14 protein-coding genes are annotated in these 20,993 nt (G+C 71.4%); 12 read left to right on the top strand and 2 right to left on the bottom strand.

Annotation, left to right across the window (positions count from 1 at the left end; genetic code table 11):
• The first annotated feature begins 95 nt into the window (after positions 1-95).
• The 3 genes from mycP to ACZ3YL_RS39075 all read left to right on the top strand — a co-directional run bounded on the left by mycP (position 96) and on the right by ACZ3YL_RS39075 (position 3,305).
• On the top strand, positions 96-1,349 hold the full coding sequence (mycP, locus tag ACZ3YL_RS39085; RefSeq protein WP_317620897.1) for a type VII secretion-associated serine protease mycosin: 1,254 nt from the start codon (positions 96-98) through the stop codon (positions 1,347-1,349).
• Positions 1,350-1,426: 77 nt separating this feature from the next.
• The gene (locus ACZ3YL_RS39080) at positions 1,427-1,969 is read left to right on the top strand and encodes a SigE family RNA polymerase sigma factor (protein ID WP_188302786.1); all 543 of its coding nucleotides are present in this window, start codon (positions 1,427-1,429) and stop codon (positions 1,967-1,969) included.
• Between the two features lie 88 nt (positions 1,970-2,057).
• On the top strand, positions 2,058-3,305 hold the full coding sequence (locus ACZ3YL_RS39075) for a hypothetical protein (protein ID WP_465662335.1): 1,248 nt from the start codon (positions 2,058-2,060) through the stop codon (positions 3,303-3,305).
• 83 nt (positions 3,306-3,388) lie between these two features.
• Here the strand turns inward: ACZ3YL_RS39075 and ACZ3YL_RS39070 are convergent, their stop codons facing one another.
• Together ACZ3YL_RS39070 and eccCa are read right to left on the bottom strand one after the other, a co-directional pair.
• Complete coding sequence (locus ACZ3YL_RS39070; RefSeq protein ID WP_465662333.1) at positions 3,389-4,792, bottom strand: APC family permease; 1,404 nt, start codon at positions 4,790-4,792, stop codon at positions 3,389-3,391.
• A gap of 481 nt (positions 4,793-5,273) precedes the next feature.
• Positions 5,274-9,218 carry a type VII secretion protein EccCa gene (gene eccCa / locus ACZ3YL_RS39065; RefSeq protein ID WP_188302789.1) on the bottom strand — a complete coding sequence of 1,315 codons (3,945 nt, stop codon included), beginning with the start codon at positions 9,216-9,218 and terminating at the stop codon, positions 5,274-5,276.
• A gap of 379 nt (positions 9,219-9,597) precedes the next feature.
• On the opposite strand from eccCa, the gene eccD reads away from it, so the two are divergent.
• The 9 genes from eccD (at position 9,598) to ACZ3YL_RS39020 (ending at position 20,640) form a co-directional block, all read left to right on the top strand.
• On the top strand, positions 9,598-11,058 hold the full coding sequence (eccD, locus tag ACZ3YL_RS39060) for a type VII secretion integral membrane protein EccD (RefSeq protein WP_188302790.1): 1,461 nt from the start codon (positions 9,598-9,600) through the stop codon (positions 11,056-11,058).
• 198 nt (positions 11,059-11,256) lie between these two features.
• Positions 11,257-11,547, top strand: a complete 291-nt coding sequence (gene rpsO, locus ACZ3YL_RS39055; protein WP_188302791.1) for a 30S ribosomal protein S15 — start codon at positions 11,257-11,259, stop codon at positions 11,545-11,547.
• Positions 11,548-12,003: 456 nt separating this feature from the next.
• Positions 12,004-14,211 (top strand): polyribonucleotide nucleotidyltransferase, encoded by a 2,208-nt coding sequence (locus ACZ3YL_RS39050; RefSeq protein WP_188302792.1) that lies wholly within the window; start codon positions 12,004-12,006, stop codon positions 14,209-14,211.
• Between the two features lie 119 nt (positions 14,212-14,330).
• Entirely contained in the window at positions 14,331-15,683 is a 1,353-nt protein-coding gene (locus ACZ3YL_RS39045) for a M16 family metallopeptidase (RefSeq protein ID WP_317620898.1), read from the top strand.
• A gap of 29 nt (positions 15,684-15,712) precedes the next feature.
• Positions 15,713-16,459, top strand: a complete 747-nt coding sequence (dapB, locus tag ACZ3YL_RS39040) for a 4-hydroxy-tetrahydrodipicolinate reductase (protein WP_188302793.1) — start codon at positions 15,713-15,715, stop codon at positions 16,457-16,459.
• A gap of 25 nt (positions 16,460-16,484) precedes the next feature.
• Positions 16,485-16,943, top strand: coding sequence for a tetratricopeptide repeat protein (locus ACZ3YL_RS39035; protein ID WP_465662329.1), 459 nt, complete (start codon positions 16,485-16,487; stop codon positions 16,941-16,943).
• Positions 16,940-17,671: an FAD-dependent thymidylate synthase gene (gene thyX, locus ACZ3YL_RS39030; protein ID WP_188302795.1), complete on the top strand. Its 732-nt coding sequence runs from the start codon at positions 16,940-16,942 to the stop codon at positions 17,669-17,671. Before ACZ3YL_RS39035 ends, thyX begins: the two co-directional genes overlap by 4 nt.
• A 214-nt stretch (positions 17,672-17,885) precedes the next feature.
• On the top strand, positions 17,886-18,785 hold the full coding sequence (gene dapA / locus ACZ3YL_RS39025) for a 4-hydroxy-tetrahydrodipicolinate synthase (protein WP_188302796.1): 900 nt from the start codon (positions 17,886-17,888) through the stop codon (positions 18,783-18,785).
• 169 nt (positions 18,786-18,954) lie between these two features.
• Positions 18,955-20,640 carry a ribonuclease J gene (locus ACZ3YL_RS39020; RefSeq protein WP_188302797.1) on the top strand — a complete coding sequence of 562 codons (1,686 nt, stop codon included), beginning with the start codon at positions 18,955-18,957 and terminating at the stop codon, positions 20,638-20,640.
• Positions 20,641-20,993 lie beyond the last annotated feature (353 nt).

Genomic DNA, 20,993 nt, shown 5'->3' with positions numbered 1-20,993 from the left:
CGGACGGGAACGACAGGGGGCGGGTACCCGGGTTCCGGGTACCCGCCCTTCGGCGCGCGGCGCGGCACGGGGTGGCGAACATGAGGGGTGGCAGGGTGTCCGGACGCGGGTTCCGTAGGACGGCCGCGGCGCTGGCCGCGCTCGTGGTGCTGGGCGGCCCCTGCACCGCCCCGGCGTTCGCGGACGGCGGGCCCGCACTGGCCGCCGCCGGTGACTGCCCCAAGCCCGCGCCCGACGTGCCGACCGTGCCGTGGTCGCTGCAGCGGATACTGCTGGACGAACTCTGGCAGGGCGGGAAGACCACCGGCGGCGGGGTGACGGTCGCCGTCATCGACACCGGGGTGGACGACCGCAACCCCCAGCTGGCCGGCAAGGTCGACGCGGGCTCCAGCCTGCTGTTCGACAAGCAGAACAACAAGCCGGTCGACGGCACCTCCAAGGACGACACGGTCGGTCACGGCACCAAGGTGGCCGGCATCATCGCCGCGGGCCGCAGCGACCGGACGGGCTTCGTCGGGCTGGCCCCCGACGCCAGGATCTACGCGATCCGGCAGAACGACAGCGAGGGCAACGGTGACGTCTCCAGCCTCACCGCGGCCATCGCCGAGGTCGTCAAGAACAACACGGACCCGAAGAAGGCCCCGATCAGGGTCATCAACATCTCCCAGGACGTGCGCGGCGCGGGCGACGCCCACTTCGGCGGCTACCAGGAGCTGAAGGCCGCGATCGAGTCCGCCGAGAGCGCCGGCATCGTGGTGGTCGCCTCCAGCGGCAACGACGGCAAGGAGGGCGACACCTACCCGGGCGCCTTCCCGACCGTGCTCTCCGTCGGCGCCTCCGACCGCAACAACGAGCGCGCCCCGTTCTCCCAGTACGGCTCCTTCGTGAAGGTCGCCGCGCCGGGCGTCGACATGCTCTCCACCGTGCCCGGCGGCGGCCAGTGCGTCGACAACGGCACCAGCTTCGCCGCCCCGTACGTCTCCGGGCTCGCCGCGCTGCTGGTCGGCGCGCACCCCGGCTGGACGCCGGCCCAGGTGCGCGCGTGGATCGAGCAGTCCGCCCAGCGCACCGAGCGCGGCTCGAACGAGTTCATCGGCTGGGGTGTGGTGGACCCGGTCAAGGCCGTCACCAAGGCGCCCGACAATCCGCCGTCCGCCGCCGCCCCGGACGCTCCGGTGCAGCTGGCCGCCGCCCCGATCGTGCCGGCGCCGGTCGGCCTCGGCGAGACCCAGGCCGACCGCGACGGCCGCACCGCCACCTACGTGGTCGGCGTCGGCGCCCTGCTGGTGGCCCTGCTGATCGGCGGCGGCGTGGTGCTCCGCGACCGGCGCCGCGGGAAGAACCCGTGAACCGCCTGTAACACCGCGGCCCGTTCACCGCATCCATCAGGTGTCGGAGGCACACGGACGCGGGGGAGCGACGGGCGATGGGGTGGATCGGTGGTGGCCGCGAGGCCAAGGACGCGGAGTTCCTGGAACTCGTCTCCAGTCGCACCGGCCACCTCTACCGCTCGGCCTGTCTGCTCACCAGCGGCGACACCCACTACGCCGAGGACCTCGTACAGGAGGCCCTCAGCCGGATGTACGTGCTCTGGCGGCGCAGCGCCTTCACCGGCGGCCGGAACCGGATCGACAACCCGGCGGCCTACACCCACACCGTGATGGTGCGCACCTTCATCGCCCAGCAGCGCCGCCGCTCCAGCGGCGAGCGTCCGACCGAGGCGCTGCCGGAGCCGGAGGGGCACGACGCGGACAGCAGTCTGCGGCTGACCCTGCTCGACGCGCTCGGGCGGATGCCGGCCAAGGACCGGGCGGTGCTGGTGCTGCGCTACTGGGAGGACCGCAGCGTCGAGGAGACCGCCGAGGTGCTGCGGGTGTCCTCCGGCGCGGTCCGGACCAGGACCACCCGGGCGCTGGCGCGGCTGCGCGCCCTGCTCGGCGATTCGCTGGCCGAACTCGCGGCCCGCTGAACGACCCGCGCACCGGCCGCCGAGCGACCTGCGCACCACCGCTGACCACTACTGGCACTTCCACGACGCAAGGAGACGGTGATCCGCCATGTCCGAGCCGGACAAGTTCGAAGACGATCTGCTGTTCGCCCTCACCCGCACCGGTGAGGGCTTCCGCCCCGACCAGGCCGACCAGGCCGGGCTGGTGGCGGGCGGCTACCAGCGCGGCCGCAGCCGCTGGCGCCGCCGTTCGGCCGCCGCGGTGGTGGGCGGCGCGGCCGCGCTGGCCCTGGTGGGCACCGGCGCGGTCTACCTGACCGGTGCCACCTCGCACTCCGGCGCGGGCACGGTGGCCGCTGCCGCCTCCACCGCCTCCACCGGAGTCGCGGTGACCCCGGCCTCGGCGGGCACACCCACGCCCACCGCGGCCCCGAAGGTCGTCACCGGCGATGCGGTGCTGGCGGCCTTCAAGGCGCTGCTGCCCAAGGGGCAGATCACCGAGGCCGCCGGCCGCGGCACCGACGACCCCGCGATGAAGGGCACCTTCGCGGGCGCCCAGCTGGTGTTCGACGACGGTCAGGGCAAGTCGCTCCTGTCGGTCGCGGTCCAGAAGCACCGCAAGGGCCAGGGCCAGGAGCCGTCCTGCCCGGACCCCAAGCTCAACCGGATCGACTCGTGCTCGGTCGCCACCCTGGCGGACGGCTCCAAGCTGTACCTCAGCGAGGGGTACGAGTACCCGGACCACCGCGCCGACACCAAGGAGTGGTTGGCGGTGCTGACCGGGCCCGACGGCCGGGAGATCACCCTCAGCGAGTGGAACTCGCCGCAGGAGAAGGGCTCGCCCGACAGCCGTCCCAACCCGCCGCTCACCCTGGACCAGCTCAGGGGGATCGTCACCGACGGGTCCTGGGACCCGATCGCCGCGGCGGTCCAGTACGACGGCGTCGACTACGCGGCCCAGAGCACCGGGCTGTCCCTGCCGGACCGCCAGGCCGTCCTGGCCGGTCTGCTGCCCGCCGGGGTGAGCGTCGGCAAGGTCGACGGCAACGAGGTCGTCATGAACGTCCAGCTCGCCCAGGGGGGCACCGCCGGATCGCTGGTCGTGCGGGTGCAGAAGCTGGCGCCGCAGTCGGAGGCCGAGACGAAGAAGACGTCCGAGGGTGCGACGGTGCTGCCCGACGGCGGCCTGCTCAAGCTCTTCGGCCCGGGGACGTCCAGTCCGGGGGGCGCGCCGATGGCCGAGGTCCGGCGGGACGGCCTGCTCGTCCAGGTCGGCGAGCCGCCGACCGGCAAGCCGCTGCTCGGCCTGGACCAGCTCAAGGCGATCGCCACCAGCCCGGAGTGGCTCAGGAAGTAGCGGTCACGGACGTGGCGGTGCCCCGGGCTTGGGGGAGAGCCCGGGGCACCGCCGTGTGGGGGTGGGGGTGGGGGATCGGGGGGTCAGTCCCGCTGGTCCTCGGGGAGGCTGATCACCCAGCGGGTGGCCTGCCGGGGGCGCAGGTAGAACAGCCAGTAGAGGGTGGCGGCGGCGGTGATGCCGCCGGTCCACAGCAGGGGTTCGGCGTCGAGCTGGGTCATGACGTAGACCAGGACGACGATCAGCAGCGCGGGGACGGCCGGCCACAGCGGCATCCGCCAGGCGGCGGCGTGCTTGTGGTGGCTGCGGCGGGAGAGCAGCGAGGCGATGGCGACCAGCAGGTACATCGCGGTGACGGCGACGCCGGTGATGTTGCTGAGCAGCTGGCCCTTGACGAAGCAGAGCGCGGCGCCCGGCAGGCCGACCGCGAGGGTGGCGATCCACGGGGAGCCGAAGCGGCCGAGGGTGCCGAAGGCCTTGTTGACGGGCTCGGGCCAGGCCTTGTCGCGGGCGGAGGCGAACAGCACTCGGGAGTTCTGGATGACCATGACGATGCCGGCGTTGATGATGGCCAGCGCGATGCAGAGGCTGATGAAGGTGCCGACCGCGGAGTTGCTCCAGGCGGTGACCATGCCGGGGATGTCGCCGGAGGTCAGGGTCTGCAGGTCGGGGGCGCCCATGGTGATGGCGGCGACCGGGACCAGGATGATGGCGCTGGAGAGGCCGAGGGTCCACAGCACGGTGCGGGAGACGGTGCGGCGGGGGTTCTCCAGCTCCTCGGAGAGGTAGACGGCGGTGGAGAAGCCCTGGGTGGCGAACAGGGCGATGCCGAGGGCACCGACGATGGCGCCGATGCCGACCGGGCTGGCGGCGCCGCCGTCCGTGGAGACCAGGCCGTGCAGCAGGCTGGGGTGGGCGGCGTTGGCGTGGGAGAAGCCGAGCACGGAGACCACGCCGGCCGCGATGACCTCCAGGACCAGGAAGATGCCGGTGATCCAGGCGTTGGCGCGCAGGTCGAGCAGGCCGGCCAGGGTGGCGGCGAGCATCACGGCGGCGCCGGCGATCGGCTTGTCGATGTGCAGGGCGGGCGCCAGGTAGTCGGCGGTGCCGAGGGCGATGACCGAGGGGACGATCATCACCACGATCAGCGACTGGATGAAGACCAGCCAGCCCGCGAGCCGCCCGGCCAGGGTGCCGACCATCGCGTACTCGCCGCCGGCGCTGGGGATCAGGGTGCCGAGCTCGGAGTAGCAGAACGCGACCGCGACGCAGAGCAGCGAGCCGATGCCGATGGCCAGGGCGGTGGCGCTGCCGATGCTGGAGAACAGTTCCGGCACGATCACGAAGAGCGTCGAGGCGGGGGTGACGCAGGACAGCGTGAGCAGGGTGCCGCCCACGACGCCGATCGAGCGCTTGAGCTGTTGGGGCGCGGCTGCCCCGTCCGCCGTGGCGGTGACGTTCTGTGGCGGGCGAAGCGTGTCGGTCATGTGGCTTCCGATCGGCTCTGTGCGGTCCTGGGATGGGAGCGGTATCGCCTCCGCTGGCTGGTTGCTCGGGTCCTGTCCGGTCGCTCCCAAGGCCGCAATGGAACCTTGGCGTATTGATTGCGTCAACGCCGGAAGTGCTTCGGAATCCGTTGCGGTGAACGGCATAGACATGCGATCCGATGATCACTTACTGTCATGGCGCTGTTTGTCCGACTTGTTACTTTGGCCACATCAAGCATGAATCCAAGGTGAACTGCGGATTGCAGGCCACCTTTCAAAGGCGACGCCTCGATGGGGCGGCGATACGTCCAGGTGCTGCTGAGCAGCAGGGCAACCCCCGAGGTGGGTGCGGGAATCGCAGCCCCACCCCGGAAAGATCTAGGTAACGTTTCAGCACCTGGGACGCCGAAGGGGCCGGACTCCGCTGAGTCCGACCCCTTCGATCACCGTCCGTAGCGAACGGCCCGACTGCTCCACCCGGTCACTGCTCCGGCAGCCAGCCCGTCTGGACCATCTGCCCGTTGGTCGCGCGGCGTGACACGTACACCCCGCGGCCCGGCGGCAGCGCCTGCGGCTTGACCGTCCCCAGCAGCGCGCCCTCGTCCCGGTTGCCGGACAGGATGATGCCCTGCCCGCCCAGCTCGCGCATCCGCTGCATCACCGGCTCGTACAGCGAGCGCCCGGCGCCGCCCGCGCTGCGGGCCACGATCACCCGCAGGCCGATGTCCCGGGCGAACGGCAGGAACTCGGCCAGCGGCGCCAGCGGGTTGCCCGAGCCGGTCGCGACCAGCTCGTAGTCGTCGACGATCACGAACATGTCCTTGCCGGTGTACCAGCTGCGGTTGCGCAGCTGCTCGGCGGTCACGTCCGGGCCGGGCAGGCGCCGGGCGCAGGCCCCGCGCAGCATGTCCACGATGGCCGTCATGGCCGGCTGCGCGGCCGCGTACTCCACCAGGTACTCCGGCGGGACGGTGCCCAGCAGGGCGCGCCGGTAGTCGCCGACCACGATGCCCGCCTGGTCCGGGGTGTAGCGCTCGGTGATCTGCTTGATCAGCATCCGCAGCACCGCCGACTTCCCGGACTCGGTGTCACCGAAGACGATGAACAGCGGGTCGGTGTCGAAGTTGACGAACACCGGCGCCAGCTCGGCCTCGTCCACGCCGAAGGACACGCCGCGCTCCGGGTGCTCGAAGCCCTTCGGCAGCGAGTGGCCGTCCAGGACGGCCGGCAGCATCCGCACCTGCGGGGCGCGCTGGCCGGTCCAGGCCGCGTCGACCGCGCCGACCAGTCCGGCGACGCCGTCCTGCAGGTCCTCCACCGAGGAGGAGCCGTCCAGCCGGGGCAGGCCGCCCAGGAAGTGCAGCCGCTCCGCGGTGATGCCGCGCCCGGCCAGCGGCGGGACGTTCTGCGCCACCCGGCGGTCCACCTCGGACTCCATCGAGTCACCGAGCTTCAGCTCGATGCGGTTCTGCAGCAGGTCCTTCAGCGCGGGGCGCACCTCCGCGTACCGGGCCGCGGTGATCACCAGGTGGACGCCGTAGCCGAGGCCGCGCTGGGCGATGTCGCCGATCACCGGCTCCAGGCCCTCGAACTCCTGCTTGAAGGTGTTCCAGCCGTCGATCATCAGGAACACGTCGCCGAAGGCCTCGTCCGGCAGCTGCCCGGCCGCCCGGCGGGCCCGGTAGGTGGTGATGGTGTCGATCCCGGCCGTCCGGAACAGCTCCTCGCGCCGGTTCATCACCGCGTGCACCTCGGATACCATCCGGCGCACCTTGTCCACGTCCAGGCGCCCGGCCACCCCGCCGACGTGCGGCAGCCCGGTCAGCGACTGGAAGCTGCCCGCGCCGAAGTCCAGCAGGTAGAACTGCACCTCGCGCGGCGTGTGGGTGAGGCCGAAGGCGGTCGTCACGGTGCGCAGCACGGTGGACTTGCCCGAGCGCGGGCCGCCCACCACCAGGCCGTGGCCGGCCGCCCCGGAGAAGTCGACCTCCAGGATGTCGGTCTTCTGCTCGCGCGGCTTGTCCACGATGCCGATCGGGGCCCGCAGCCGGCCGCCCGGGTAGCCCGGCGCGGTCAGCCCGCGGTCCGGGACGACCTGCAGCGGCGGCAGCAGGTGGTCCATGCTCGGCGCCTCGTCCAGCGGCGGCAGCCACACCTGGTGTGCGGCCGGGCCCTGGCCGGTCATCCGCTGGACGAAGACGTCCAGCACGGTGTCCACCAGCGCGTCGTCCTGCTCCGGGGCCTGCGGCGTCTCCTCCTCCACCGGCTCCGGCGGCAGGTCCACGAAGGACGAGGTGAACGCCACCGGCCGGGCGTTCACCCGCCGCCCGCCGGTCGACCGCTGCTGCCCCGGCGCCCGGTACGGCCCCGAGACGTACGCGGCCTTGAACCGGTCCATCACGTCCTCGCCGAACTTCAGGTAGCCGACGCCCGGCACCGGCGGCAGGTGGTACGCGTCCGGCACGCCGATCGCCGCCCGCGACTCGGCGGCGGAGAAGGTGCGCAGACCGATCCGGTACGAGAGGTAGGTGTCCAGGCCGCGCAGCTTGCCCTCCTCCAGGCGCTGCGAGGCCAGCAGCAGGTGCACGCCCAGGGAGCGGCCGATCCGGCCGATCTGGATGAACATCTCGATGAAGTCGGGCTTGGCGGTGAGGAGTTCGGAGAACTCGTCGATGATCAGCACCAGCGAGGGCAGCGGGTCCAGCGCCGCGCCCGCGGCCCGGGCCCGCTCGTACTCGTGGATGTTGGCGTAGTTGCCGGAGCGGTGCAGCAGTTCCTGGCGGCGGTGCAGCTCGCCCTCGATCGCGTCGCGCATGCGGTCGACCAGGGTGAGTTCGCCCTCCAGGTTGGTGATCACCGCGGAGGTGTGCGGCATGTCCGCCATGCCCAGGAAGGTCGCGCCGCCCTTGAAGTCGGCGAGCACGAAGTTCAGCGTCTCCGAGGAGTGGGTCATCGCCAGCGCGAGCACCAGCGTGCGCAGCAGCTCCGACTTGCCGGAACCGGTCGCGCCCACGCACAGGCCGTGCGGGCCCATGCCCTCCAGCGCGGCCTCCTTGATGTCCAGGTAGACGTGCTCGCCGCCCGCGCCGACGCCGATCGGCACCCGCATCCGCTCGTGCTGGGCGCGCGGGCGCCAGCTGCGGGCCACGTCGAAGGAGCCCGGGTCGCCCGAGTTCATCATGTCGGTGAAGTCCAGGTTGGACAGCAGCGGCTCGTCGTCACCGCCGGCCGAGGCCCGGTACGGCGCCAACTGCCGCGCCAGCGCCTCGGACTGCCACAGCGAGAGCAGGTCCGGCTTGCCGCTGTAGGTCGCCCCGGAGGCCGAACGCAGGACCAGCTCCTGCGGGGTGACCGTCACCATCAGGTGTCCGCTCGGCTCGTCCACCTCGCCCGGGACGACCTCGATGACGGTCACCCCCTGCACGCCCTCGGGGCTCGCCAGCACCGAGTCGTGCGGCACCCCGGCGCCGTCCATGATCACCACCAGGTGCGGCTGGTCCGCGGCGGGCGCCGCGTCCCGGACGAAGCGCTGGCGGCCGGACAGCTCGTCCTGCAGCAGGTACTCCAGCTCGCCCAGGTCGGCGGCGCTCAGCCGGCGCGAGCCCGCGCCGTCGCTCTCCTTGCGGTGCTGGTTGTGCGGCAGCCACTTGGTCCAGTCCCACTCCTCGGCCGCGCCGGGCGCCGCGGCGACCGCGATCAGCAGGTCGTCCGGCGAGTGCAGGGTGGTCAGTTGGGCGATCATCGCGCGCACGTTGCCGTACACCGCGTCGGGGTCCCCGCACACCGTGATGTGGTAGAACGCCCGCAGCGAGACCGCCAGCGGCAGGTCCTGGAGGGTGCCGTGGGCCTTCAGGAAGGAGTGCATCGCGGCCGCCGACAGCGGCTCCAGCTCGTCCATCGGCGCGGTCTGCGGCGCCACCAGCGGGGTGGACAGCTGCACCGGCCCGAGGCCCACCCGGATCTGCGCGAAGTCGCCGTCCGCCGTGCGCCGTTCCCACAGTCGCCGGCCGTCCTCGACGATCGACCACAGCTGGTCCGGCGCCGGGTTCAGGAACAGCAGCGCGCCGCGCTGGCTCTCCGCCGTGCGGCGCACCTGGCGGCGGGTCTGCTGCAGGTACTTGAGGTAGTCGCGCCGCTCGTCCGCCATCACGGTCGAGCCGCCCTTGCGGGCCCGCACGATCTGGGCCAGCACCATGCCGACCGTCGAGACGATCATCAGACCGCCCATGATCTTCATCGGGGCGGCCGCGCCGGGCGAGAAGAAGAACACCGCCGAGCCGCCCATGCCGAGCATCGGCAGGACGCTCATCAGCCAGTCCTCGCCGCCGTGCCGGGGCAGCTCGGGCGGGCTGACCAGCTCCACCGGCTCGTCCGGAACGGTCGGCGGGTAGGCCCTGGCCGGTCGCTTGACCATGATCACACCCATGTGCCATCCACCCCGCGGCGTCGATCGATCACTTCGGCATCAGCCCTCACGCGACTGCGCCCGGGCCGGTACGGATACCCGTGGCTGAGGACGCCCCACCCAGCGCAGCCCCCGTACCACCGTGCGCAGGCGCCCGATACTAACGGTCGGCCCCCGCACCGCCCGCCGGGCCCCGCCCGCGGCAGCACCGGGCCCCGCCCCACGGCGGCACCGACCCCCGCCCCGCAGCGACGGCGGGCACGAACCGAGCGGGTAGGGTAACGCCGCGCCAACTCGCGGCCCGGCCGGGCCGGTTCCACAGCCACACCGCGCGCCGCCGTGCGGCGGCACCGTCAACACAGGGGGAGCGCCCAGTGCGTCGAAGGATCGAGGTGCGGCCGTGACTTCAACCGCCGCCACGGGCTACTGCCGGGTGACCGTCGTCGCCCCGGACCGCCGGATCGACGTCGCCCTGCCCGAGGACGTCGCCCTCGCCGACGTCTACCCCGAGGTGCTGCGCCTGGCCAAGCAGAGCCAGCCCGACGGCACCCCCACCGGCTTCCACCTGGTCCGCCGCGACGGCACCGTGCTCGACAGCAGCCTCTCGCTGGCCGCCCAGCAGGTCCGCGACGGCGACCTGTTGGCGCTGCGCCCCTTCGCCGAGTCGCTGCCGCCGGCCGTCTACGACGACGTCGCCGACGCCATCGCCAGCGCCGTCGAGGCCGACCGCCGGTTCTGGACCGTCGACCTGATGCGCGGCTTCGGCCTGATCGGCGCCGGGGTGCTGCTCACCCTGCTCGGCTTCGCGCTCTGGTTCTCCGACCTGCGCCACGACATGCACAGCCTGCCCGGCGTACTGGCCGGCGTCGCCGCCGTGGTGCTCACCGCGCTCGCCGGGGTGCGCGCCCGGGTCTACCAGGACGCCCCCGCCGCGGTCGCGCTCGGCCTCGGCGCCCTGCCGCACGCCATGATCGCCGGCAGCGGCATCATCGCCGTCGCCCACCCGTGGGACGGCCCCGGCCGGCTGCAGTTCCTGACCGGCTGCGTCACCGCCCTGGTGATCGCCGTGCTGCTGGCCGGACTCCTGCCGGAGAAGGACGCGGTGTTCGTCGCCGCCGCCTTCGTCGCCACCGCCGGCGCGCTCGCCACCTTCACCGCCGTGCTGATGCCCGGCACCCCGGCCGGGAACATCGCCGCCGTCACCGGTGTCGCCGCGGTCGCCGCGGTCGGCTTCCTGCCCAGCCTCTCCGCCCGCTTCGCCCGGCTGCCGGTCGGCTTCAGCGCCCCCGGCCAGACCCGCACCCGCAGCCGCGACTACGACGAGGAGGCCGAGCGCGCCGAGGCCGTCCAGTACGAGCGGATCGCCCACCAGGCCCGCCGCGGCCACGAGGTGCTGGTCGGCCTGGTCGGCGGCTGCGCCGCGGTCGTGGTCGGTGCCTGCGCCGTCCTCTCCTTCACCGACCGGACCTTCCCGGAGCTGCTGGCGCTCGCCCTGGGCATCGCCACCATGCTGCGCGCCCGGCTGTTCCGCTACACCGCGCAGGTCCTCAGCCTCACCGTCGCCGGACTGCTCGGCCTGTGCCTGCTGATCGTCGGACTGTCCCTGCACACCCCGCAGTTCATCCTGCGGGCGGCCGGCTCCGGCACCGAACTCGACCTGCGCACGATCTGGCTGGCCGCCTCCATCGCCTTCGGCGCCGCGCTGCTCACCGCGATCGCGCTGGTGGTGCCCCGACTCGGCGTCTCCCCGTTCTGGGGCCGCATCCTGGACCTGGTGGACAGCCTCACCCTGATCTCGCTGGTCCCGCTGGCGCTCGCCGTGCTGAACGTCTACCGGCTGGTCCGCGGCGCCACCGGCTGACCGCCGCCGGCCGGTGGCCACCGGTGCCGCCCGCCCGCCGACTGGCCGGGTGGCCGACACTGGTACCCTTGGCCTCCGAGCGCAGCCGTGTGTCCGACCCCGTGGGTCGCAGACCTCGGACCGCGCTCACGACACCGAGTTCTCGCAGAGCCCTGTGCAGTCGACCAGGACCGCTCGGTAGACCTTGAAGGAGTTGCAGTGGCTCTCGCCTCTGACGTCAAGAAGCAGATCTTCGCCGAGTTCGGCCAGAAGGAGGGCGACACCGGCTCCCCCGAGGTCCAGGTCGCCATGCTCTCGCGCCGTATCTCGGACCTGACCGAGCACCTCAAGTTCCACAAGCACGACCACCACTCGCGTCGTGGCCTGCTGATCCTGGTCGGCCAGCGCCGCCGCCTCCTGCAGTACCTGGCCAAGAAGGACATCGAGCGCTTCCGTACGCTCGTCGACCGTCTGGGCATCCGTCGCGGTGCCGCCGGCGGCGCCCGCTGAGAACGCCGCTCGGGGCGGCTCCCCACACCGGGGAGCCGCCCCTCGCGCGTATGCCGCGGCGGTTCGACCGCGGCACCCTGACATAACAACTCGCGCGCACCTCCCCAGGTGGCCGAGGATTGCACCGTAGGGTTGTGGGCATGCCGGGTGATGGCGCACCAGCGCGCCACCCGGGCAGACAGCCCGAACCCCCCCGCGGGACGAAGGCTTCAAACGGAAGCCGCCCGCATCCGAGAGAGCGTCCAGACGCGGACCGCCCGTCCCGGCCCGGCAGCCGTGAGGCGCCGGTCCTCGGTAGTGGCCCCCGGAACCCCCGCAGCCGAGCGGGGCACCCCGGAGGCTTCGATCGAAGACCGGCCCGGCTGCCGCCCTCCCTGGCAAGAGGGCCCCGGAGCCAACGCGAGGCACTGCGCGGGGACGCTTTCCCGGAGACGTACGAAAGAGGAGATCTTCCAGGTGGAAGAGAACGTGTTCTACGCCGAGGCCGTGATCGACAACGGTTCCTTCGGCACCCGTACCATCCGCTTCGAGACCGGCCGTCTGGCCCGTCAGGCCGCCGGCTCCGCCGTGGCCTACCTGGACGACGACACCATGGTGCTGTCGGCCACCAGCGCGTCCAAGCAGCCGAAGGAGCACTTCGACTTCTTCCCGCTGACGGTGGACGTCGAGGAGCGGATGTACGCCGCCGGCCGCATCCCCGGCTCGTTCTTCCGTCGTGAGGGCCGGCCCTCCGAGGACGCGATCCTCACCTGCCGCCTGATCGACCGCCCGCTGCGCCCGTCCTTCGTCAAGGGCCTGCGCAACGAGGTCCAGGTCGTCTGCACCGTGATGGCGCTCAACCCCGACCACCTGTACGACGTGGTCGCGATCAACGCCGCCTCCGCCTCCACCCAGCTGGCGGGCCTGCCGTTCTCCGGCCCGATCGGTGGCGTCCGCGTCGCGCTGATCAACGGCCAGTGGGTCGCTTTCCCGACCCACAGCGAGCTGGAGTCGGCCGTCTTCGACATGGTCGTCGCCGGTCGCGTCCTGCCGGACGGCGATGTCGCGATCATGATGGTCGAGGCCGAGGCCACCGACAAGACCATCAAGCTGGTCGAGGGCGGCGCCGACGCGCCGACCGAGGAGGTCGTGGCCGCCGGTCTCGACGCCGCCAAGCCCTTCATCAAGGTGCTGTGCGCCGCGCAGGCGCAGCTGGCCGCCCAGGCCGCCAAGCCGACCGCCGAGTTCCCGGTCTTCCTGGACTACCAGGACGACGTCCTCGCCGCGCTGACCAGCGCCGTCAAGGACGAGCTGGCCCAGGCCCTCACCATCCCGGGCAAGCAGGAGCGCAACACCGAGCTGGACCGCGTCAAGGCCCTCGCGGCCGAGAAGCTGCTCCCCGAGTTCGAGGGTCGCGAGAAGGAGATCAGCGCCGCCTACAACGCGCTGACCAAGAAGATCGTCCGCGAGCGCGTCATCAAGGACAAGGTCCGCATGGACGGCCGCGGTGTCACCGACATCCGCACCCTGGCCGCCGAGGTCGAGGCCATCCCGCGCGTCCACGGCTCGGCGCTGTTCGAGCGCGGCGAGACCCAGATCCTGGGTGTCACCACGCTGAACATGCTCCGCATGGAGCAGCAGCTCGACACGCTCTCCCCGGAGACGCGTCGCCGCTACATGCACAACTACAACTTCCCGCCGTACTCGGTCGGCGAGACCGGTCGCGTGGGCGCCCCCAAGCGCCGCGAGATCGGCCACGGCGCCCTGGCTGAGCGCGCCATCCTCCCGGTCCTCCCGACCCGCGAGGAGTTCCCGTACGCCATCCGCCAGGTCTCCGAGGCGCTCGGCTCCAACGGCTCCACCTCGATGGGCTCGGTCTGCGCCTCGACCATGTCGCTGCTGAACGCCGGTGTGCCGCTCAAGGCCGCCGTCGCCGGCATCGCCATGGGCCTGATCTCGCAGGAGATCGACGGTGAGACCCACTACGTCGCGCTGACCGACATCCTGGGCGCCGAGGACGCGTACGGCGACATGGACTTCAAGGTCGCCGGTACCCGCAACTTCATCACCGCGCTGCAGCTCGACACCAAGCTGAACGGCATCCCGGCCTCCGTGCTGGCCGCCGCGCTGAAGCAGGCCCGCGACGCGCGCCTGCACATCCTCGACGTGATGAACGAGGCCATCGACTCGCCCGACGAGATGTCCCCGAACGCGCCGCGCATCATCACCATCAAGATCCCGGTGGACAAGATCGGCGAGGTCATCGGCCCCAAGGGCAAGATGATCAACCAGATCCAGGAGGACACCGGCGCCGAGATCACGATCGAGGACGACGGCACCATCTACATCGGTGCCTCCGACGGGCCGGCCGCCGAGGCCGCCCGCACCACGATCAACCAGATCGCCAACCCGACCATGCCGGAGGTCGGCGAGCGCTACCTGGGCACCGTGGTCAAGACCACGACGTTCGGCGCGTTCGTCTCGCTCATGCCGGGCAAGGACGGCCTGCTGCACATCTCGCAGATCCGCAAGCTGGCCGGCGGCAAGCGCGTGGAGAACGTCGAGGACGTCCTCGGCGTCGGCGCCAAGGTGCAGGTCGAGATCGCCGAGATCGACCCGCGCGGCAAGCTCTCCCTCATCCCGGTCGTCGAGGGCGAGGACGGCGACGAGGCCGCTTCCGAGTGAAGCGCCGCTAGCTGACCCTTGCGGCCCGTACGCCTCCCCGGCGTGCGGGCCGCACCCTGTTGTCCACGCGTTCGTCCGTACGTGCCATTCCACGTGCGATTCCTCTGGAGGTACCCACCGTGGCCCAGGCCCCGGCGGTAAAGCAGCGTCCCGGCAGCACCCGGACCCTGCTCAAGGGCGTCGACGGCGCCGGCACGGTGCGCCGCTCCGTCCTGCCCGGCGGCCTGCGGGTCGTCACCGAGACCCTGCCGACGGTGCGCTCCGCGACCTTCGGCATCTGGGTCGGCGTCGGCTCGCGGGACGAGACCCCGCAGCTCAACGGCGCCACCCACTACCTGGAGCACCTGCTCTTCAAGGGCACCGAGCGGCGCAGCGCGCTGGACATCTCGGCGGCCCTGGACGCGGTCGGTGGCGAGATGAACGCCTTCACCGCGAAGGAGAACACCTGCTACTACGCCCGGGTCCTGGACACCGACCTGCCGCTGGCCATCGACGTGGTCTGCGACATGCTGACCGGCTCGCTGATCCGCCCCGAGGACGTCGACGCCGAGCGCGGCGTCATCCTCGAGGAGATGGCGATGGCCGAGGACGACCCGGGTGACGTCGTCCACGACCTGTTCGCCAAGGTGATCTTCGGCAGCGGCCCGCTCGGCCGCCCGATCCTCGGCACCCAGGAGACCATCAAGGCGCTCACCCGGGACCAGATCGCGGGCTTCTACCACCGCCGCTACCGCCCGGAGAACCTGGTCGTCGCCGCGGCCGGCAACCTGGACCACCGCAAGGTCGTCAAGCAGGTGCAGGAGGCCTTCGCCCCGGTGCTGGCCCGCTCCACCGCGGCGCCCGCCGAGGCCCGCCGCGGCGTCAAGGCGCTGCGCACGGCCGGCAGGGTCGAGGTGCTCAACCGCTCCACCGAGCAGGCCCACCTGGTGCTGGGCGTGCCCGGGGTACCCCGGCACGACGAGCGCCGCTGGGCGATGGGCGTGCTCAACGCGGCCCTGGGCGGCGGGATGAGCTCCCGGCTGTTCCAGGAGGTCCGGGAGAAGCGCGGCCTGGCCTACTCGGTCTACTCGTACTCCTCCTCCTACGCGGACACCGGCCTGTTCGGCATCTACGCCGGCTGCCAGCCCAAGCGGGTCGAGGAGGTGCTGCGGATCTGCCGCGAGGAGCTGGCCAAGGTGGTCGCCGAGGGCATCACCGAGGAGGAGCTGCAGCGGGCGATCGGCCAGATCTCCGGCTCCACCGTGCTCGGCATGGAGGACACCGGCTCGCTGATGAACCGGATCGGCAAGGCCGAACTCAGCTACGGGCACCACCTGTCGGTGGACGAGATGCTGGAGCGGATCGCCGCGGTGACCCTGGAGGACGTCCACGCGGTGGCCCGTGATGTGCTGGGCGCGTACCGGCCGTCGCTGGCACTGATCGGCCCGGTCAACGACAAGCGGGCCGCCAAGCTCGCCGATCTGCTGGCCTGAGGATTGTCTTCCCGGAGAGGAACGTCGCTATGACGCTGCGTGTCGCCGTGATCGGTGCCAACGGACGGATCGGCTCGGAGGCGGTCAAGGCCGTCGAGGCCGCGCCGGACCTGGAGCTGGTGGCCACCCTCGGCCGCGGCTCGAAGCTGGAGGAGCTCACCGAGGCGGGCGCCCAGGTCGCCGTCGAACTGACCCACCCGGACTCGGTGATGGGCAACCTGGACTACTGCCTGCACCACGGCATCCACGTCGTCACCGGCACCACCGGCTGGACGGACGAGCGGCTGGCCACCGTCGAGGGCTGGCTGTCCGGGGCCCCCGACCTCGGCCTGCTGATCGCGCCCAACTTCTCCATCGGCGCGATCCTCGGCATGAAGTTCTCCCAGATCGCCGCTCGGTACTTCGAGTCGGTCGAGGTGGTCGAACTGCACCACGACCGCAAGGCCGACGCGCCCAGCGGCACCGCCACCCGCACCGCCCAGCTGATCGCCGCGGCCCGCGCCGAGGCCGGCCGCCCGAAGCAGCAGGACCCGACCACCCACAGCCTGCCCGGCGCGCGCGGCGCCGACGTGGACGGGGTGCCGGTGCACGCCGTACGGCTGCGCGGCCTGCTGGCCCACCAGCAGGTGATGTTCGGCGACACCGGCGAGACGCTCACCATCCGGCACGACTCGCTGCACCACAGCAGCTTCATGCCGGGCATCCTGCTGGGCGTGCGCAAGGTCGTCGAGACCCCGGGGCTGACCTTCGGCCTCGAACACTTCCTGGACCTGTGACCGTGGTGACCTCCAGGAGCGTGACATGACCTCCCGTACCGGTTTCTTCGTCCTGTCCGGCGTGCTGCTGCTGGTCGCCCTCCTCTGCGTGGGGGAGGGCGTCCAGCTGGTCGCCACCGGAAAGCCGCTCGGCATCGGCATCGGCCTCTGCGCCTTCGTGATCCCGGTGATCGGCCTCTGGTTCCTGCGCCAGACCGTCCGCTTCGGCCGGGCCAGCGAGCAGCTCGCCCGCGAACTGGAGGCCGAGGGCGGCCTGCCGGTGGACGAGCTGAAGCGCACCGGCGGCGGGCGGATCGACCGGGCCTCGGCCGACGCGGTGTTCGCCCGCCGCCAGGCCGAGGCGGAGGCCGAGCCGGGCGACTGGCGGGTGTGGTTCCGCCTCGCCGTGGCCTACGCCGACGCCGGCGACACCCCGCGCGCCCGCAAGACCATGCAGCACGCCATCAGGCTGCACAGCACCGAACCCGCAAGGAGCAACGCGTGAGCGACGAACCGACGGCCCCCAGCTTCCGCAGCGATGTGACGGTGGAGCTGGTCCGCAGCGCCGCCGCGGACTCGGACGTCATCTGGGCGGCCCGGGTGTCGACCGCGGGGGAGCAGTCCCTGGACGCGCTCCAGCAGGACCCGGAGAAGTCCAAGGGCCTGATCAACTTCCTGATGCGCGACCGGCACGGCACGCCCTTCGAGCACAACTCGATGACCTTCTTCATCAGCGCGCCGATCTTCGTGTTCCGCGAGTTCCACCGGCACCGCAGCGGCTGGTCCTACAACGAGGAGTCCGGCCGCTACCGCGAGCTGGAGCCGGTCTTCTACGTCCCGGCCGAGGACCGCAAGCTGGTCCAGCAGGGCCGCCCGGGCAAGTACGAGTTCCACCAGGGCACCCCGGAGCAGCACAAGACCACCACCGGGGCGATGGAGGCCGCGTACCTCGAGTCCTACGCCCGCTACCAGGAGATGCTGGCGGCCGGCGTGGCCCGCGAGGTGGCCCGCGCGGTGCTGCCGGTCGGCCTGTTCTCCTCGATGTACGCGACCTGCAACGCGCGTTCGCTGATGCACTTCCTCTCGCTGCGCACCCGGCGGGAGAACTCGGCGGTGCCGTCGTTCCCGCAGCGCGAGATCGAGATGGTCGCGGAGCAGATGGAGGAGCAGTGGGCGCAGCTCATGCCGCTCACCCATGCGGCCTTCGAGAAGCACGGCCGGGTCGCCCCCTGACCTGGGACGACAGGCATATGGGCAGAGTGTCTGGCATGTCTGGATTGCGGCTTTTCTAGCCGCTCCCTACATTCGAGACCACGGATTCCGGTGCTGCCCGAACCCCCGAGCGGGCAGCACCGGAATCCCATCTCCCCGCCCTGACCTGCTCCACCTGTCCGAACCATGGACCGGCATGGGTACCGCCCCACCGCCTACGAGTAGCTTTGGACGCATGGCTCCGACCTCCACCCCCCAGACGCCGTTCGGCCGGGTACTGACCGCGATGGTCACCCCGTTCACCGCCGACGGCGCACTCGACATCGACGGCGCCCAGCGCCTCGCCACGTACCTCGTCGACTCCGGGAACGACGGCCTCGTCGTCAACGGCACCACCGGTGAGTCCCCGACCACCAGCGACGCCGAGAAGGCCCAGCTCGTCCGCGCCGTGGTGGAGGCGGTCGGGGACCGTGCCCACGTGGTGGCCGGGGTCGGCACCAACGACACCCACCACAGCGTCGAGCTGGCCCGCCAGGCGGACGCCGCCGGGGCGCACGGCCTGCTGGTCGTCACGCCGTACTACAACAAGCCCCCGCAGGAGGGCCTGTACCGGCACTTCACGCAGGTCGCCGACGCCACCGGGCTGCCGGTCATGGCGTACGACATCCCGGGCCGCAGCGGGGTCGCGCTGAGCCACGAGACCCTCGTCCGGCTCGGCGAGCACCCGCGGATCGTCGCCAACAAGGACGCCAAGGGCGACCTCGGCGCCGCGGCCTGGGCGATCGCCCGCTCCGACCTCGCCTGGTACTCCGGCGACGACATCCTCAACCTGCCGCTGCTGTCCGTCGGAGCCGTCGGCGTGGTCAGCGTCGTCGGGCACGTGGTGGCCGGTGAGCTGAAGTCGATGATCGAGGCCTACCTGGCCGGCGATGTGGCCAAGGCCACCGCCATCCACCAGGGCCTGCTGCCGGTGTTCACCGGTATGTTCCGCACCCAGGGCGTGATCCTCACCAAGGCCGCGCTGGACCTCCGGGGCCTGCCCGCCGGGCCGCTGCGACTGCCGCTGGTCGGAGCGACGGCCGAGGAGATCGACCGATTGAAGCAGGATCTCGCCGCCGGCGGGGTACACCTGTAGCAGACACAGACGTGCGTGCCCCGGCTCGCCGGACCCGACCGGGTCCGCCGCTGGACCGGACCGAAGGCGCGAGTGCACAGACCCAGTAGGAAAACGACACTGAGTACACACGCCATATGTCTCTGGGGGAGGACCCCAGGCATGTGGCGTGCGTCGTGAGGAGAGTCTTTTGAGCCACCCGCATCCCGAACTCGGCACCCCTCCGGCCCTGAAGGAGGGCGCCCTCCGCATCACTCCGCTCGGCGGCCTCGGTGAGATCGGCCGCAACATGACGGTCCTCGAGTACGGCGGCCGCATCCTGATCATCGACTGCGGCGTCCTCTTCCCCGAGGACGAGCAGCCCGGCGTCGACCTGATCCTCCCGGACTTCACCTACATCCGGGACCGTCTCGACAAGGTCGACGGCATCGTCCTCACCCACGGGCACGAGGACCACATCGGCGCCGTCCCCTTCCTCCTGCGGGAGAACCCGGACATCCCGCTGATCGGTTCGAAGCTGACCCTCGCCCTGATCGAGGCGAAGCTCGCCGAGCACCGCATCCGGCCGTACGTGCTGGAGGTGAAGGAGGGCGAGCGCGAGCGCATCGGCCCCTTCGACTGCGAGTTCATCGCGGTCAACCACTCCATCCCGGACGCCCTCGCCGTGGCCGTCCGCACCCCCGCCGGCATGGTCGTGGCCACCGGTGACTTCAAGATGGACCAGCTGCCGCTGGACGGCCGCCTCACCGACCTGCCGACCTTCGCCAAGCTGGCCGAGGAGGGCATGGACCTGCTGCTGGTGGACTCCACCAACGCCGAGGTCCCCGGCTTCATCCCGCACGAGCGGGACATCTCGGCCGCGCTGCGAAACGTCTTCGCGAACGCCGACAAGCGCATCATCGTCGCCTCCTTCGCCAGCCACGTGCACCGCATCCAGCAGGTGCTGGACGCCGCGCACGAGTACAAGCGCAAGGTCGCCTTCGTCGGCCGCTCGATGGTCCGCAACATGGGCATCGCCCGCGACCTGGGCTACCTGAAGGTCCCCGGCAACATGGTCGTCGACGTCAAGCAGCTCGACGACCTGCCGGACAAGGACGTCGTGCTGATCTGCACCGGCTCCCAGGGCGAGCCGATGGCGGCGCTGTCCCGGATGGCCAACCGCGACCACCAGATCCGCATCGTCGAGGGCGACACCGTCGTCCTGGCGTCCTCGCTCATCCCGGGCAACGAGAACGCCGTCTACCGCGTCATCAACGGCCTGACCCGCTGGGGCGCCAAGGTCGTGCACAAGGGCAACGCCAAGGTGCACGTCTCCGGCCACGCCTCGGCCGGCGAACTGCTGTACTTCTTCAACATCTGCAAGCCGCGCAACCTGATGCCGGTCCACGGCGAGTGGCGCCACCTGCGGGCCGCCGCCGAACTCGGCATCGCCACCGGCGTGCCGCGCAACCGCGTGGTCATCGCCGAGGACGGCGTCTGCGTCGACCTGGAGAAGGGCGTCGCCCGGATCGTCGGCAAGGTCCAGGCCGGTTACGTCTACGTGGACGGTGCCTCGGTCGGCGACATCACCGAGGCCTCGCTCAAGGACCGCAAGATCCTCGGCGAGGAGGGCTTCATCTCGGTCTTCGTCGCGGTCGACTCGGCCAACGGCAAGATCGTCGGCGGCCCGACCATCCAGGCGCGTGGCTCCGGCATCGACGACAACGCCTTCGGGCCGGTCGTCGCCAAGCTCCAGGAGGGCCTGGACCGCTCGGCGAGCGACGGCGTGCTGGAGCCCCGTCAGGTGCAGCAGCTCGTCCGCCGGACCATCGGCAAGTGGGTCGCGGACAACTACCGCCGCCGGCCGATGATCCTGCCGGTCGTCGTCGAGGTCTGAGTTCGGCTCTGAGCTCTGTCTCTGAGTCCCGTCTCTGAGTCCTGTCTCTGAGTCCTGTCTCTGAGCCTTGCCTCTGAGTCTCGTCCGGCCCTGCTGTGGCTGGTTTGACGTGGGGCAACCCGGTGCGTAATGTTCTCCGGGTTGCCCCACGGGACGAGCCCCAAGGAAGTCCTCGAATGCGAATTCGAGAACAGCCGGGAAAACGGACCGAGAAACTCTGGTAGAGTTCGGGAGCGCCGAAAGGCGAAAGCCAAATCGGATGAATGAAACTCCGGAAAACGGAGCGGAAAACATCTGATAAGCTGGAAACACGAAAGAACGAAGCGCCCGGAGGGCCCGCTGGAAGGCGGCTC

The organism is Kitasatospora sp. NPDC023176 (assembly GCF_055560495.1).
Note: the sequence above shows the minus strand (reverse complement) of the source record. Positions and strands in the feature narration are given on the sequence as shown.

Coding starts and splice junctions, on each gene's coding strand:
- ACZ3YL_RS39080 (WP_188302786.1), top strand. CDS start 1,427: ATGGGGTGGATCGGTGGTGGCCGCGAGGCCAAGGACGCGGAGTTCCTG.
- ACZ3YL_RS39075 (WP_465662335.1), top strand. CDS start 2,058: ATGTCCGAGCCGGACAAGTTCGAAGACGATCTGCTGTTCGCCCTCACC.
- ACZ3YL_RS39070 (WP_465662333.1), bottom strand. CDS start 4,792: ATGACCGACACGCTTCGCCCGCCACAGAACGTCACCGCCACGGCGGAC.
- eccCa (WP_188302789.1), bottom strand. CDS start 9,218: ATGGGTGTGATCATGGTCAAGCGACCGGCCAGGGCCTACCCGCCGACC.
- dapB (WP_188302793.1), top strand. CDS start 15,713: ATGACGCTGCGTGTCGCCGTGATCGGTGCCAACGGACGGATCGGCTCG.
- ACZ3YL_RS39035 (WP_465662329.1), top strand. CDS start 16,485: ATGACCTCCCGTACCGGTTTCTTCGTCCTGTCCGGCGTGCTGCTGCTG.
- dapA (WP_188302796.1), top strand. CDS start 17,886: ATGGCTCCGACCTCCACCCCCCAGACGCCGTTCGGCCGGGTACTGACC.